19 protein-coding genes and 1 riboswitch are annotated in these 15,304 nt (G+C 38.4%); of the genes, 8 read left to right on the top strand and 11 right to left on the bottom strand.

Annotated features, from left to right (window positions below):
• Positions 1 to 305 precede the first annotated feature (305 nt).
• Positions 306 to 509: riboswitch (cobalamin riboswitch) on the bottom strand.
• 226 nt (positions 510 to 735) lie between these two features.
• A complete protein-coding gene (locus tag FEDK69T_RS08615; protein WP_023573767.1) occupies positions 736 to 1,605 on the top strand; it encodes a T9SS type A sorting domain-containing protein in 870 nt (289 codons plus the stop codon).
• A gap of 44 nt (positions 1,606 to 1,649) precedes the next feature.
• Here the strand turns inward: FEDK69T_RS08615 and cobC are convergent, their stop codons facing one another.
• From cobC to FEDK69T_RS08580, 7 genes are all read right to left on the bottom strand, one after another.
• Positions 1,650 to 2,177 (bottom strand): alpha-ribazole phosphatase, encoded by a 528-nt coding sequence (cobC, locus tag FEDK69T_RS08610; protein ID WP_035630764.1) that lies wholly within the window; start codon positions 2,175 to 2,177, stop codon positions 1,650 to 1,652.
• On the bottom strand, positions 2,162 to 2,959 hold the full coding sequence (locus FEDK69T_RS08605; protein ID WP_023573765.1) for an adenosylcobinamide-GDP ribazoletransferase: 798 nt from the start codon (positions 2,957 to 2,959) through the stop codon (positions 2,162 to 2,164). The genes cobC and FEDK69T_RS08605 overlap by 16 nt, the downstream gene beginning before the upstream one ends.
• A 107-nt stretch (positions 2,960 to 3,066) precedes the next feature.
• Entirely contained in the window at positions 3,067 to 4,746 is a 1,680-nt protein-coding gene (cobT, locus tag FEDK69T_RS15690; protein ID WP_023573764.1) for a nicotinate-nucleotide--dimethylbenzimidazole phosphoribosyltransferase, read from the bottom strand.
• Between the two features lie 20 nt (positions 4,747 to 4,766).
• Positions 4,767 to 5,411, bottom strand: coding sequence for a Dph6-related ATP pyrophosphatase (locus FEDK69T_RS08595; RefSeq protein WP_035630763.1), 645 nt, complete (start codon positions 5,409 to 5,411; stop codon positions 4,767 to 4,769).
• Positions 5,411 to 5,923 (bottom strand): bifunctional adenosylcobinamide kinase/adenosylcobinamide-phosphate guanylyltransferase, encoded by a 513-nt coding sequence (cobU, locus tag FEDK69T_RS08590; protein WP_023573762.1) that lies wholly within the window; start codon positions 5,921 to 5,923, stop codon positions 5,411 to 5,413. Before cobU ends, FEDK69T_RS08595 begins: the two co-directional genes overlap by 1 nt.
• 35 nt (positions 5,924 to 5,958) lie before the next feature.
• Positions 5,959 to 6,669 (bottom strand): hypothetical protein, encoded by a 711-nt coding sequence (locus FEDK69T_RS08585; RefSeq protein WP_023573761.1) that lies wholly within the window; start codon positions 6,667 to 6,669, stop codon positions 5,959 to 5,961.
• 49 nt (positions 6,670 to 6,718) lie between these two features.
• Entirely contained in the window at positions 6,719 to 7,099 is a 381-nt protein-coding gene (locus FEDK69T_RS08580; RefSeq protein WP_023573760.1) for a DUF5522 domain-containing protein, read from the bottom strand.
• Positions 7,100 to 7,196: 97 nt separating this feature from the next.
• On the opposite strand from FEDK69T_RS08580, the gene FEDK69T_RS08575 reads away from it, so the two are divergent.
• The 5 genes from FEDK69T_RS08575 (at position 7,197) to FEDK69T_RS08555 (ending at position 11,779) form a co-directional block, all read left to right on the top strand.
• Positions 7,197 to 8,339: an ABC transporter substrate-binding protein gene (locus tag FEDK69T_RS08575; protein ID WP_023573759.1), complete on the top strand. Its 1,143-nt coding sequence runs from the start codon at positions 7,197 to 7,199 to the stop codon at positions 8,337 to 8,339.
• A gap of 1 nt (position 8,340) precedes the next feature.
• The gene (locus tag FEDK69T_RS08570) at positions 8,341 to 9,372 is read left to right on the top strand and encodes a FecCD family ABC transporter permease (protein ID WP_023573758.1); all 1,032 of its coding nucleotides are present in this window, start codon (positions 8,341 to 8,343) and stop codon (positions 9,370 to 9,372) included.
• Positions 9,373 to 9,387: 15 nt separating this feature from the next.
• The gene (locus FEDK69T_RS08565; protein WP_023573757.1) at positions 9,388 to 10,167 is read left to right on the top strand and encodes an ABC transporter ATP-binding protein; all 780 of its coding nucleotides are present in this window, start codon (positions 9,388 to 9,390) and stop codon (positions 10,165 to 10,167) included.
• Positions 10,168 to 10,219: 52 nt separating this feature from the next.
• A complete protein-coding gene (locus FEDK69T_RS08560; RefSeq protein WP_023573756.1) occupies positions 10,220 to 10,993 on the top strand; it encodes a dienelactone hydrolase family protein in 774 nt (257 codons plus the stop codon).
• Positions 10,994 to 11,284: 291 nt separating this feature from the next.
• A complete protein-coding gene (locus FEDK69T_RS08555; protein ID WP_023573755.1) occupies positions 11,285 to 11,779 on the top strand; it encodes a hypothetical protein in 495 nt (164 codons plus the stop codon).
• 85 nt (positions 11,780 to 11,864) lie between these two features.
• On the opposite strand, the gene FEDK69T_RS08550 is transcribed toward FEDK69T_RS08555, so the two are convergent.
• From FEDK69T_RS08550 to FEDK69T_RS08535, 4 genes are read right to left on the bottom strand one after another with little or no spacing between them, the layout of a single operon-like run.
• Positions 11,865 to 12,290, bottom strand: a complete 426-nt coding sequence (locus tag FEDK69T_RS08550) for a VOC family protein (RefSeq protein WP_023573754.1) — start codon at positions 12,288 to 12,290, stop codon at positions 11,865 to 11,867.
• A 44-nt stretch (positions 12,291 to 12,334) separates the two neighbouring features.
• On the bottom strand, positions 12,335 to 13,303 hold the full coding sequence (locus tag FEDK69T_RS08545; protein WP_023573753.1) for an acyltransferase family protein: 969 nt from the start codon (positions 13,301 to 13,303) through the stop codon (positions 12,335 to 12,337).
• Between the two features lie 4 nt (positions 13,304 to 13,307).
• Positions 13,308 to 13,763, bottom strand: coding sequence for a tRNA (cytidine(34)-2'-O)-methyltransferase (locus FEDK69T_RS08540; RefSeq protein ID WP_023573752.1), 456 nt, complete (start codon positions 13,761 to 13,763; stop codon positions 13,308 to 13,310).
• Positions 13,764 to 13,775: 12 nt separating this feature from the next.
• Positions 13,776 to 14,348 carry a pseudouridine synthase gene (locus FEDK69T_RS08535; RefSeq protein ID WP_023573751.1) on the bottom strand — a complete coding sequence of 191 codons (573 nt, stop codon included), beginning with the start codon at positions 14,346 to 14,348 and terminating at the stop codon, positions 13,776 to 13,778.
• Between the two features lie 104 nt (positions 14,349 to 14,452).
• Here FEDK69T_RS08535 and FEDK69T_RS08530 point away from each other — a divergent pair, with 104 nt between their 5' ends.
• Positions 14,453 to 14,878, top strand: coding sequence for an SRPBCC family protein (locus FEDK69T_RS08530; protein ID WP_023573750.1), 426 nt, complete (start codon positions 14,453 to 14,455; stop codon positions 14,876 to 14,878).
• A 12-nt stretch (positions 14,879 to 14,890) separates the two neighbouring features.
• Entirely contained in the window at positions 14,891 to 15,298 is a 408-nt protein-coding gene (locus FEDK69T_RS08525; protein ID WP_023573749.1) for a VOC family protein, read from the top strand.
• The last annotated feature ends 6 nt before the right edge of the window (positions 15,299 to 15,304 follow it).

Here is a 15,304-nt window from a genome sequence, read left to right as displayed (position 1 = left end):
ATACAGATTTTATAAACGAAGACAAAGAATCTTCTCCAAAGCAAAACCCCTTGGAAAAAACTCTGGAACTAAAAAGGTGTAGTCGAATTGAAAAAAGACAGATTTTCTTTAAAACCAAGTAATCTGCCACCTTAAACAATTGAGTATCATGATTTTCTTCAGAGTGTATCTCTGAAATTATATCTTCTCCAAGCAGAGAAATAGACTTTTGCTGTGCTTTTACAGTATAGCACAATAGGGGTTTAATAACCGTTAGGAGATCTTTCTTGTTCATTTTCTAAATCTTTTTTCCCGAAGATTTGATATTTTATTGATGAACTTAGGCAGGTCTCCTGGCTTGCGTCTTGTTATTCACCTTCCCATCTCTAACTTAAACGAGACAGTGGTATTGTAGATAATAACAAGCTTGATAGCTTACAGTTGCGGGTACAGCTCAGGCATTTCACCTGATTCCCTTTTAATGTTGTTTGAAAATTCCTAAAACAACAACCAAAATTCGAAGGCAAATATAATGTTATAATTATCAAAAATGCAAACCAATCTGTGATTTTGAATGGTTTTTTAAAGAATAAACAAAAATATTATTATTTACCATCTTATAATGCAAGTGAATTTTAGAAATAAATTTTGACAGATTATCCGAAATCCACTTAACTCTTAAAATCAATTAACTAAACAGCATATAATTAAAAAACACTTATTTTTCGTACATTTGAATGTATAAATTTTTCCTTTATGAAAAAAATAATCCTCTTTTTACTTTTTACGACTTTTGCTTTTGGGCAAACTGTTGTAGACATTCGATTAGTAGATCCCCAGATTGGAACACCCGTGGGAGGTTCTTGCTGTGGAAACCATGCAACAACTTCTAATGATCCGGGACTTAATGCTATTTTTTCAGCACACGGGGTATATCGTTATGAAACCAAAGCGGGTCACCCTTATCCGGATTATTCCCTAAAAATGTATGAAGTATCTGCGACCTCATCAAATCTCAACCAATTTGTTGCGGATTTGAATGCTTATAGTAATGTAGTTGACCATGCTGTCATATCCAGTTATGGCATTTTCAAAGATGCCGTCAGTACAAAAATCGCAACGCAGGGAATTGGTATTCCAACAGGAAGTTCCAACAACATCATAACTACAAATGACCCTGGCTTAAATCAGATTTTTACAACTTATAATGTTTTTTATTATTCGCAGGCTTATCCTTCTGCTATTTCACCGTCCTTATTACGCTATTATAATGTAGTTTGCAATTGTGACAATTCGCAACTTAAAACCGCTTTAGACAACTATACCGCCGTTATCGAAGCCGCAAGCACGGAATATTATCACGCTGTATATCTTTTAAATGCTGTTGCATTTGACAAAAACACCTTTACAATCTACCCTAATCCATTCAACACCACTTTCGCAATAGAAAGTCAGGAGCAAATCAGTCAATATTCATTATTTGACGTAACCGGAAAACAATTAATAAAAACGACTGAAAAAAGTGAGCTGGACATGCTAACCTCTAAATTAAATTCAGGAATGTACCTTTTACAACTCGACTTTAACAATGGAAAAAGCAGTAATCATAAAATCATAAAAAAATAGTATTATTAAAAAAGCGGCATCATTATTTTGATGCTGTTTTCATTTTATTCCATTACGATTTTAATCACTTGTCCGAATTCAACTTTATTCTGAAAAGCTTCTTTTAATGGCAGATTATTGATTTTACATAAAAAGCTCCGTATTACGCCGGCGTGCGTTACCACCACAATCGGTTTTGCCATATCTGATGGAAAAGCAGTTTCCGCAAAATCAATTACTCTATTGTATAGTTCGGTAAACGATTCACCGTTAGGAACTTTAATATGCACATAATCTTTCATCCACGGATCGAGTTCCTCTGGATTTATGTCATCCCATTTTTTCATTTCCCAATCGCCAAAACTCATTTCCATGAGCCTTACATCGGTTTGATAATTTCCATCCGCCAAATAATCCGTCAGGATGGTACAGCGCTGCAGCGGACTAGAAAAAAACACGGAATCTGTCGGAATTTGTTCTTTTATGTTTTCAAACTGATCAACGAAAGGTTCAAGCAAACCAACATCAGATTGGCCATAACAAATCCCCTTTCTGCAGACGGTTTCTGTATGTCGGACTAAATAAATTTCCATATTGCAATAGTTGAAAGATAAAAAACAACTTCACAAACCTGTTGCGTTGCACCCAAGCAATCTCCGGTATAACCGTGAATCCACTTCTGAAAATAACGCACCAAAAAAAATCGGGTTATAAAAACAGGAATCAAAGCAAAAAGCAACTGCCATTGAAAACAAGACAAAACAAGAAGCGGTAATAACCCGAAAAAGAATGCGCCAGTCACTTCCCTCCAAGTGAATTTCTGGGCTATCGGTTTGCTTTTACTTGAAGCATCCTCACGCGAATACTGATGGGTGAAAACAATTGAAACGGCCGCCAATCGGCTTATAGAGTGTGCTGTGATAAATAGTAATAAAAAAACAAGATAAGGATTCAGGCTACTCATTTCAGCATTTTTTAAGAGTAAATCTGTTGAAATGAATTTTGTCAGCAAAAGCAACACAACGCCAATCGCTCCATAAGCGCCAATGGCACTGTCTTTCATAATCATCAGGATTTTTTCTTTGGTCCATCCGCCACCAAAACCATCGCAAACATCGGCAAAACCGTCCTCATGAAAAGCTCCGGTAACCAAAATGGAAGCTATCATCGAAAACAGCACCGCGATTTCAGGAGCTATCAGATAATCAAAAACGGAATAAGCACAAAATGCCACAGCTCCAACAATCCAACCAATCAAAGGAAAATAACGTGATGCTTTATTTAGATAATCAGGATCGTGATTGATATCTTTCGGACACGGAATCCGGGTGTAAAACATCAACGCCGTAAAAAATATATGTAACTCTTTTTTCATTTGATTTGGAACGTGGACAATACGGATGCAAGCAACACGAATCATCTACGGATTAATATTATGATTAAGATTGCTCTGCCTTCTGATTTCTGCCCACGGAACACTACCTACTTATTACTCACTCCGGCACTTTCAAAACTCGCCATTTCATTCAGAAAAGCCACGGCCGACTGTACGATTGGAAACGCAACGGCACAACCTGTCCCTTCGCCTAACCTCAGATCGAGTTGCAAAATAGCTTTTACTTCTAAATAATTCAATAGTTTTATATGGGCTTGTTCGGCCGATTGGTGACTGAAAACAGCGTTTTTGATAATCGACGGGTTCTTTTTGAAAGCAATCAAAAAAGCCACGCTGCATATGAATCCATCCACCAAAACAAGCATGTTATTTTTATATGCTTCAAGCATTCCTCCTGCCATCTGCAGAATTTCGAATCCTCCAAAATAAGCCAGTTTTTCATCTAAAGAATCATTTCCGTCACAGCTGTCAATTGCTTTTCGCAAAATCTCGTTTTTAAATCGGAGTTTTTCGTCATTTACACCTGTACCTTTTCCAACGCAGTCTTCAATTGGAATTCCAGTGATGACACTCATCAATACTGAAGCAGTAGAGGTGTTTCCAATACCCATTTCCCCAAAACCGATACAATTGCTTCCTTTTTGTGCGATGGCGGAAACAATTTCGCTTCCTTTTTCAAAACAAAGTTCCAATTGTTCTTTGCTCATGGCCGGACCTTGTAAAAACGATTTTGTTCCCCGGTCTATTTTTGCGGTTATTAAATTGGAGATCGGAGCAAAATCGTAATTCACTCCCGAATCCACCACGGACAACTGAATATTATGCTGTCTGCAAAACACATTAATCGCGGCTCCTCCTTCAAGGAAATTAGCAACCATTTGTCTTGTCACATCCTGAGGATAGGCACTTACTCCGTGATTTGCAATTCCATGATCGGCGGCAAAAACCACGATATTTGGCTGAAGGATTTTAGGTTCCAGTGTTTTGAAAACAGTTCCGATTTGCTTTGCCAAAACTTCCAGAATTCCCAAAGCGCCTGTTGGTTTGGTCTTATGGTCGATTTTATGCTGCAATGTAACTTCAAATTCTGCAGAAACATTTTCGAGTGCATTTTCCGCCGGCAAATTATTGTACGAATCGGTTTTATGAAACTCTGAAATTTCTTCCACAAAAGGTTTTTCCGATTTCTGTTTCCATTGCAACTGTTGTAGCATCGGCTGGTTGTTGTAATTCGTCGCGGGTTTTCCGATACAGAAATAGCCCAGCGGCTCAATATGTTCGGGGAAACCCAATAATTTCTTAAACTGATAGTAATTCAGAATCGAAACCCAGCCCATCGAATACCCTTGTTCCGTAAGTGACAACCATATATTTTGGGCCGCACAAACGGCGCTGAATTTTATTGCTTCATTGCTTCCGACAGTTCCGATGGTAAAATTATTCAGAACCGAACGGTCATAACAGATAACCAAACCTAGAGGAGCCTCTTCAATGGCTTCTAGTTTCAGGTTTTTGTATTGTTCTTTCTGATTGGAGTTATCGGTCTGATTGGCCGCTTTTTTATCGTATTCCAGAAATAAGTCCTTAACGGCTTTTTTAATTTCATCTGAAGTAATCAAATAATATTTCGTAGCATCGGTCAGGCCAACGGAAGGTGCCCAATGTCCTGCCTGTAATGCTTTTTCAATGACTTCATTGGGAACAGAATCATTTGTAAAATGGCGTGTGTCCCGGCGCGATTGTAGAATTTCGTATAAATCTGTCATCTTAAAGTAATCTTTATAAATTATGCTTCCCAAACCACAAAGCAGTAGTCGTTATGAGTCGTAGTAGCGTATTTAGGCAGTACAATAGCCTCCGAAAATAACGGACAATTAACGACTAAAGTATGAAATTCGCCATTTTCACCACAAGGATCAATTCCTTTTTCTTCCAATTCAGCAGCCAGTTCCTTGGTTAGTATTTTACCCAAATAGCCTTCTCCCATTTGTATATTACACGACACAATCATGGTTTCAATACCACTTGTTATCATTTCATTTACCAACATGATCCGGTCTTGCTGCCAAAGGGGCAAAACTGCTTTCAACGACGCAGCTTCACAAACTTTGTCTTCCCAGTCTTTATGCGATTGTAAATCAATATCGCCAAAAACGGCTGCCTCCAAATCAAAGGAATTTTTCAAATAGTGGAGTATACCGATAAATTTTTCTTCGTAATCGCCCCAAGTCGCCGGAACCGCCTCAAGTGGCAATTGCATTTTATGTGCCTGTTGCTTTAGAATCGCCAAAGGCAATCCGTGGGAGCGGGAAATTTTACCGTTTTCGTTCATCATATTCAGCAACACCTTCGGGACAAAACCGACATCAACCGCTTTCATCATGGCATAACAACTATCTTTTCCACCGCTCCAGGAACTTACAAAATTCATTACTGCCCTTTTATTTTCACCGGAATTCCGGAAACCATCAGCACAACCTCATCTGCATTTTTTGCCAGATATTGGTTCATCCAGCCCTGTAACTCTGTGAATTTCCTGCCGATATGAGTATCCGCGTGCACGCCCATTCCTATTTCATTGGTAATAATTATGATAGTGGCATCCAATTGATTTGCAATTTTATCGAACTCTGCCTTAGCCTGTTCAAGACTTGCCTGCACATCATTTTTGGTATCAACAAAAAAATTGGTCAGCCAAAGCGTTACGCAATCGACCACAGCCACTTTTCCGGAGAAATCGATTTCGCCCAAGTGCTTTTCGTTTTCTATATTAATCCATCTCTCATCACGATCTTGCTGATGGCGGTCGATGCGTTTTTGGAAATCATCGTCCCATTTCCGGGCTGTGGCCACATACATGGGGCTAGCTGATAATTCTTTTGCCAGATTTTCGGCATAGGAACTCTTCCCGGAGCGTTCCCCTCCTGTTATTAAATAAATCATCTATTAGTATTACTTCTATTTTCTATTCTGTCACTCTATTCTTTTCTCAAAAGTTGTCTGATGGATACCAAATGTCCGAACAAAACAATCGGAACAATAAAAACGGGCAGCCAGATAAACGGAAAATCCAAGAGTGCCACATTCGGTTGATCGAACGCAAATTGCTGTATTGGTATTGGTAATGATAATACTGCATTTACGACAATATTGATTAAAAGTCCGAGACAAATAAAATTCCACATTAAAATAATTTTTCTACTCAATCGTGCTTTTCCGAATCCAAAATAAGCAACAAAAGGAGCTGAAAGCCCCGCAAAGATATCAAAATTACGGCCTGCAAAAGTCATTAATTCGGGAACAGTTTTATTCAGGAACAACCAATACAAAACGAGCTCCACCGGAATCCTTATGGTGTTCAAGTAAATGATGTTCAGTAACGGTAACGAATCGATAAACTTTCGGCCTTTTGCAGTCGCGAACAAAAGAACTATCGTCAGGATTGCAGGCCAAACCCCAAACATCGCAATTTTCGGAGGAAATGAATCCAGATTGGAATTGTAAACATCGTTAAGAGCCAAAACAGCCGTCAAAGCAAGCCAGACAATCATCCCGAAAGCTATGGCGTTTGCTTTTCTTCTGATGCTCTCATTATTCGAATTCTTAATTACGTGATAAAAAAGTAGCAGTGTTGCTAAAGTTGTCAGCACAAAAACAACAGAAATGTAGATTGGCAAATTTGTCATCATAATTTACTATTTTTTATAGTAAATATAAGAGATTTCCGCGACTTCACTCCTATCCCTCCTTTTCAAAACCATACGGACAATGTCGGCATCCATTTTGGCAACAATGTCCTCTTTTTAAATGAAACCAGGCTTTGAAAACATAATTGCCGTTCTCAACATAATAATCGATTCCTTCAATCAGGCTTGTGGTTTTCGGAAGATCTTTAGCTCGATTATCCAATGCAGAATCCGGTGAAACTGTCGTAACGTAGTCTTCAATTTTTACGGCGCAGGCATTCTTAAAACAAACAGGGCAAAGACAATCGACTACATCCGTTGGAGCGAAAATTGGCGGAAAATCATTGCACCAGCATTTGTTTCCTTCCGGTGTGTCTCCACAATTAAAAGCGGTTCCACAACTGGAGCATTTTTTTACTTTTATGGTATTCATGGGGTAAAGATATTATTTGTTCCTTTCTGATGAGTCAAAAATAAGCAGGATTTTTTTGCAAATTCTTATACCTTTGCGGGCATCGAAATACAACATAATGAAGATTTATTTTTATAAAATGATGTTTGTTTTCTTTCTTCTGACCTTCGTAGGATGCAAGAAAAATGAAAAAACAGCAACAGAAAAAAACGTAACTACCGAAAACACAATCAAATATGCCAGCGGATTAGCGATTTACGACTACGATGGTTATTCCGTAGTAAAAGTGACCAATCCGTGGCCTGATGCGAACAAAGACTTCACTTATGTCCTGAAAGAAAAAAACGCCGTAGTTCCCGACAGCTTACAAAATCACATTTCAATTCAGGTGCCATTACAGTCAATCGTTGTTACCTCAACAACCAATGTCCCTTTTTTAGAAATGCTGGGTGTTGAAAAAAAACTGGTTGGATTTCCGCATACAGATTATATTTCATCTGAAAAAACACGTGCCTTAATTGATAAAGGCTTGGTAAAAAATGTAGGACAGAATGAAAAACTTAACATGGAGCAGCTTATCGACTTGGCTCCCGAACTGATTGTAACCTTCGGAGTAGACAATAATAATCCGATGCTGCAGAATCTGGAAAAAAGCGGATTGAAAGTGATGATCCAGGGCGATTGGATGGAGCAGTCACCACTTGGAAAAGCAGAATGGATAAAATTATATGCCGCCTTATTCGGAAAACAAAAAGAAGCCGAAAAATTATTCAACAGCATCGTAAATGATTACAACCAAGCCTTGGAATCCGTAAAAAATTCTAAAGCTGAAACCACGGTTCTTTACGGATCAATGTATCAGGACCAATGGTATGTTGCCAAAGGAAACAGCTGGGTAGCTCAGTTTTTACAGGACGCCAAAGCCGATTATCTTTGGAAAGATGTTGAAGGAACCGGAAGTTTAGGATTGTCTTTTGAAAACATTCTGGACAAAGCCAAAAACGCAGGCTGTTGGATTGCCACAGGTTCTTTTAAGACCTTAGCAGAAATAGAAGAAAGCAATCCGCATTACAATCAGTTTGATGCTTTCAAAAAGAAAAACGTTTATACTTTCGAGGCAAAATTGGGCGCTACCGGAGGAACGGTTTATTACGAATTGGCGCCTAGTCGTCCGGATTTAGTTTTGAAAGATTTCGTAAAGATCTTCCATCCGGAATTACTTCCCGATTATACCTTTACCTTTGCACAAAAGCTGAATTAAGTTGGCGAACAAAAAACGAAATACGATTTTATTTATTCTCCTTGGTTTAGGATTGATTGTACTGTTTCTGATTAACATCAGTTTTGGTTCCGTAACCATTCCTTTCAAAGAAGTTTTCAGCAGTTTGACTGGAGGTCAGGCAACAAAATCAACTTGGGAATATATCATTATCAATTATCGTCTACCAAAAGCCATCACTGCAGTTCTTGTTGGCATGGGACTTTCCATTGGCGGATTGTTAATGCAGACACTATTTCGAAACCCTCTTGCCGGCCCAGATGTCTTAGGATTAAGTTCAGGTGCAAGTTTGAGTGTAGCTTTTACAATATTGGGCGCGAGTTTTATGCCGTCTTTTTTGAGCACCGTTTTACTTTCATCTTATGGTTTGGTTTTCGCTTCGACATTTGGAAGTTTTGTTGTTTTAATAGCTGTGCTATTAGTCTCACAGCGTTTGCGCGACACTATGGCGATATTAATCATGGGACTGATGTTTAGCAGCTTTACCAATTCGTTTGTAAACATATTGACGTATTTCAGTTCAGCAGAGCAGCTTCAGAAGTTTACTTTCTGGTCGCTTGGAAATCTGGGTAATTTGTCCTGGTCTTCCATCGGTATGTTATTCGTTTCGGTAATGATTGGGCTTTTACTGGGGCTTTTCAGTGTAAAACCTTTAAACGCCTTGCTATTAGGTGAAAATTATGCCCGAAGTTTAGGTTTAAATTTCAAAAGAACCCGATTGGTAATCTTATTTGCTACCAGTATCTTAACAGGAAGCATTACAGCCTTTGCAGGCCCGATTGCCTTTATTGGCCTGGCTGTCCCTCATATTGCAAAATTACTGTTTCAGACCAGCAACCATTTTGTTTTATTCTGGTGTACGCTGCTTCTGGGAGCAGCAATAATGCTGATTTGCGATGTCGCTTCACAAATGCCTGGCATGGAAGTTACTTTACCTATCAACGCCATTACTTCCCTGATTGGTGCTCCTGTCGTGATCTGGCTATTAGTTAAAAAAAGAAAGATGATGAACTAACGGCAATACCATCTGATGATAAAAACGATACTACATACCGACAATCTCACTACCGGCTACAAGTCTAAAGCAGGGGAAACTGTCATTGCCAAAAACCTGAATCTGAAATTAAGCACAAGTAAGCTGACCACTTTAATCGGGGCGAACGGGATCGGAAAGTCAACTTTATTAAGAACTATTACCGGAATCCAAAAACCTCTGGCGGGCAATGTTTATCTAAGCGGTAAAAAGGTAACGGATTACGAGCCGCTTGAACTGGCACAAAACCTCAGCGTTGTATTAACTGAAAAATTGCCTCCAAGCAATCTGACTGTTTTCGAATTAGTTGCTTTGGGGCGTCAACCATATACCAATTGGATTGGAACCTTAACCGAAGAAGATATACGTAAGGTACACGAAGCCATGGAGCTAACGCAAATCAGTCATCTTTCCAGTAAAAAACATTACGAGATCAGCGACGGTCAATTGCAGAAAGTACTGGTCGCACGGGCATTGGCGCAAGACACCAACCTTATTATTCTCGATGAACCAACTACCCATCTGGATTTGGTTCACAAAGTATCGCTTTTCAAATTACTAAAGAAACTCACCCACGAAACTGAAAAATGCATTTTATTTTCAACACACGATGTTGATCTGGCCATTCAGCTGAGCGATGAAATGATTGTTATGACGCCCGAAAAAGTGGTTCAGAACGAGCCCTGCAATTTAATTTCGGACGGAACCTTTAACACTATCTTTAAAGACGAGAATATCTTTTTTGACGCAGAAAGAGGTAAATTCATCATCCAATAAACTAAAAATACCTTAAGGTTTTTGTAACTTTATACATCAAAATTCATGATGTATGAAAACAAAAACTCTACTTGTTTTGGTACTGACAATTTCTTCGACAGTACTGGTCCAGGGACAACTGAAAGCTGTTTCTTATGCTGATGGCAATCAAAAATTAGAAGGTTTTTCCGGTAGTCCGAAAAAAAGCAACCCAAAAAAAGCAGGCGTTTTAATTTTACCAGCCTGGATGGGAATCGACGCTCATTCGAAAGAAAGCGCCGAAGCATTATCAAAATTAGGGTATTATACTTTTGTAGCTGATATTTATGGTGTAGGCAACAAACCTGCCAATGCACAGGAAGCCGGAAAAAAAGCCGGTCATTTCAAAACCAATTACAAAGAGTACCAGAAACGTATTCATTTGGCTTTGGAACAATTAATCAAATCAGGCGCAAATCCAAATGACATTGCGGTAATTGGTTATTGCTTCGGAGGTTCAGGGGCTTTGGAGGCGGCAAGAGCCAATATGAATGTAAAAGGAGTGGTTTCCTTTCATGGTGGTTTAGGCCGTGACGCCGCAAGGTCAATTGAACCCATCAAACCGAAAGTCCTTGTGTTGCACGGTGCCGATGATTTTTATGTTTCGGAAACCGAAATTAAAGCGTTTCAGGACGAAATGCGTACCTCGAAAGCGGATTGGCAAATGGTGTATTATGCCGATGCAGTTCACGCATTTACCCAGAAAGATGCAGGAAACGACAAGAGTAAAGGTGTTGCTTACAATGAAAAAGCCGACAAACGCTCCTGGAAAGCCATGCTGGATTTTTTTGGTGAATTGTTTCAATAATAAGTAAAAAAATAGGGTCTTTGAAAACATAACCGACAATACTGGTTCTATATGTTCGCATTTTATTTCCTAAAAAACAGAAAAACAAAAACACCAATTGAAAACGACTTCTCATTATCGCACTGATTGTACCTGCAAAGAAAACGAACTGCATACAACTCCACTCTGGTAGAAAACACTCAAATTATCACACCTATGAGTATCTGAATTAGAGCGTTAAACATATAATATGGTTCCTTACTAAGTATACCTATGCTAAGTTAAATTTTTTAAATTTTAAATTACTATACTATGAATGATGCACATTTACACTTGGTACTGAATCATCTGCCAATTATTATTCCTATAATAGGGCTCTTGGTAATGTTAGGTGGTTTTATTTTTCGCTCTGAAGCTGTAAAACAAACAGCCTATTTCATTTTTATCTTAGGAGCTATTACTACCTTTCCTACATTTAAAACAGGCGGAGGTGCAAAAGAAGTCGTAGAACACTTGCAGGGCGTAGAAAAAAAATTTATCAAAACTCATATACAAGCAGCAAAAACTTTCGCTATGCTTTCTTATGCCTTAGGAGTTTTTTCATTACTTGGTATTTGGGCTAATTACAAACAAAAAAGCTTTTCAAACATTCTTTCAATAGCTACGATGGTTTTTTCAATTATTGTGCTATTCTTTGCAAAACAAACAGGAACAACTGGTGGTGAAATCAGACACTTAGAAATTAGAAAAGATTTTAAACCGCCAAACAAAAATAAGGAAAATACTGAAAAAAGTGATAGTCACTAAAACAAGATAATGCGTTTTCTTTGACGAAATTTTCAAATAAAAAAGGCCCAATAAAGGGCCTTTCTATTTTTTATGATTCCGAAGATTATTTTTGCTCGTAATCGTAGTTAACCATCCAGTTAATTCCGAATTTATCGGTGAACATTCCGAAATAAGCACCCCAAAATGTTTTGTTTAATGGCATGCCCACTTTTCCGCCGGCAGAAAGTCCGTTAAAAATTCTTGTAGCTTCATCTTCACTGTCGGTGTTAATAGAAATGGTAATATTGTTACCTTCTTTAAAATTATCACCAAAACCAGCAGCTGCATCACTCCCCATCAAAACGGTATTCCCGATAGGCAATGAAATGTGCATGATTTTATCTTTTTCTGATTCTGCTATCGGGTACTCAGAAGGCATATCTTTATATTTCCCCGAATAAGGAAAATCGCCTCCGAAAATTGATTTGTAAAAATTAAATGCTTCTTCGCATGTACCGTTAAAGGTAATGTACGGATTAACTGCTGCCATATTTTTTTAAAGTTTTTTGATTAGAATCAAATTTAAAAAATAAACTAAAAGAAGTAAGAAAACCTTCGGTTAATTTTTTCCACGACATACCAAAAAATAATTGCCAGAAGACAAATCATGAAGTATTTCAACACTATGTATTCGAAAGTTCTTTGGGGCAATAATTTGTAAACTAATCGGATTGCATAGGGATGACACAAATAAATTCCCAGAGAAATGGTTGAGTTAATATTCCAATTTAGAGAACTCTGCTTTTCGACCACTATTGAGAATAGTAATAAACTTAAAGGCAATATCGCTATATTAAAATCCAAAGCCCCAATTTTAAGCGTATAATACAGATACACTTCCGAAAACAAAAGCAGCAAAAAAGGCACAAACAGAAAGCTTATTTTAGTGGCAGCTTTGCGCCAATACTCATATAACGTACCCAAGACTAAAAAAGGATACCCCATAAAAATAAAATTGCGCGATGTACCTATCACTTCATATAAAAATTTCAAAGCCGGAACATCATTCAGCAGATTGGTTTTATAAGCCAATTGATAAACATATCCGCCAAAAAATAACAACAGGGCTATTATAATTTTTTTGGATTCCGATTGCATTCTCAGGAAATACAGCATGAAAACGGCGCAGAATGTTGCCTGAAGATACCATAAATGCCAATAACCGTGAATAAGGTATAAAATAAGGTCAAAGGTTGAAAGCTGTCCCAATTTGTAAGGTTGAATCAGACTGAGGAGATAAATAAGCTGCCAGACCAAAAAGAGAATCAGTATCCGTTTTGCATATTTAATCAGATAGGCTTTATCATTTATTTTGTTCCGAAGAAAATAGCCTGAAATAATAAAGAACGTCGGCACCCCAATCCGGGTAATCCCATTTGCTATTTCATAAGAAATCAATCCGGGGATCCCCTTTAGTCCCGAAACCGGAAAAACATGCAATGCCACAATCAGAAAAGACAATCCTAACTTCAGAATATCGATTAAAGAATTTCGTCTTTCCATACTATTATCTTTTCAGGCTAATCTGCCTTTTAGCTTCCCCTACTACAAAAGCAACGGAATTGGCGATATTATAGCTTCTGATTTTATCCGACATCGGGATTGTAAGATGGTTTTCAAATTGACTTAGCACCTCTTGGCTTAACCCTACACTTTCTTTCCCGAAAACCAGCCAGTCGCCATCCTGAAATTCAGTTTCAAGATACGATTTTTCGGCATGGGAACTCATCAGAAAAACGCGTGACAAGTCAGGAATCTGAGCTTTCCATTCGGCTACATTCTGATACTGACACCAATCCAGATGTACCCAGTAATCCAAACCGGAACGCTTTAGGTTTTTGTCTGTGATCTCAAATCCAAAGGGATGAATCAGATGCAGCCTGCATCCGGTCCCCACACATAAACGGCCAATATTCCCGGTATTGTTAGGGATTTCCGGTTCCACTAAAACTACATTTAACATATTTTCTTTTGGTTATTTGGATAGTTGAAAGTCGGAAACTTCTAAAACTTCCCCTGCTTTTAATCCATGTAAATCAATTGTTCCCACACGCACGCGAATCAACCGCAGCGTTGGTAATCCAACTGCCGCCGTCATCTTACGTACCTGACGAAATTTACCTTCGGTCAATGTGATTGAAAGCCAACTGGTTGGTCCGTGCCGCTCATCACGGATTCGTCTGCCCTCGCCTATACAATCCGGTAAATCGGTAATGATTCTCGCTTCACATTCTTTGGTCACATAGCGGATGCCTTTAAAACCGATTTCGACACCGCTTTTTAATCGCATTATTGCTTCTTCAGTTACTATGCCATCTACTTGTGCAAAATATTCTTTTTCGACGGTTTTACTCCTTACGAGTTCACTCATCATTCCGTCTGTAGTTAGCAACAGCAAGCCTTCGGAATCTTCATCCAAGCGACCGATGGCCATTGTTCCTTCAGGAAAATCAAACAACTCTCCCAGCTTTTTCTTAGCGCGCTTCTTCTCATAAATAAACTGACTTAAATAGCCATGGGGCTTATGAAGCAAAAAGTGTTGATGCATTGATTTTTTTTTGCAAAAATACATTTTATGTTTTATCGCTTGGTTAAAGTGTCGTAATTTTATGACTATTCATTTCAACCTTCATCTGACGAAAATAAGAAGCAATGGCAACAAACGAAAGAATAACAATTACAGTCACAACAAGCGTAAACGCTCCTGTCGATAAAGTGTGGAAATTCTGGACACGACCTGAACACATTACCCAATGGAACAATGCTTCCGACGATTGGCACACTCCTCAGGCGACTAATGATTTGAGGCCAAAAGGAAAATTTATATACAGAATGGAAGCCAAAGATGGCACTTTTGGTTTTGACTTTCGTGGTATTTACAGCAACATCAAAATCAATGAACTGATCGAGTATGCCATCAGTGACGGACGGAAAGTACGTATTTCATTTGAAGCCAATGAAAATTTGACAACGGTCACCGAAACCTTTGAACCGGAAGAAGTCAATTCTTTAGAAATGCAGCAAAGCGGCTGGCAGGCAATTCTCGACAATTTCAAAAAATATACGGAATCCAACTAATCAAGATAAATTATGAAATCACAAATTTTTATCAACCTTCCCGTAAAAGACCTTGCAAAAGCAATGGCCTTTTACACTCAAATCGGATTCACCAACAATCCGCAGTTTACAGACGAGACTGCAGCCTGTATGGTTTTCAGCGAAGAAATTTTTGTAATGCTGCTGACCCATGACAAGTTTAAAAACTTTATCGTAAAGGAAATTGCAGACACTTCCAAAACCTGTGCAGTCATTAATTCACTATCCCTTGAAAGCGTTACCAAAATGAATGAAATGGCTGACAAGGCAGTACAAGCCGGAGCAGTAGAATATTCTGATGCCAAAGATTACGGTTTTATGCAACAGCGCAGTTTTGAAGATCTTGACGGTCACTGCTGGGAAGTTTTCTTTATGGATATGAGCAAATTCCCGAAACAATAAATTCTA

This window comes from Flavobacterium enshiense DK69, from assembly GCF_000498495.1.
GTDB classification, from domain to species: Bacteria; Bacteroidota; Bacteroidia; order Flavobacteriales; family Flavobacteriaceae; genus Flavobacterium; species Flavobacterium enshiense.
Note: the sequence above shows the minus strand (reverse complement) of the source record. Positions and strands in the feature narration are given on the sequence as shown.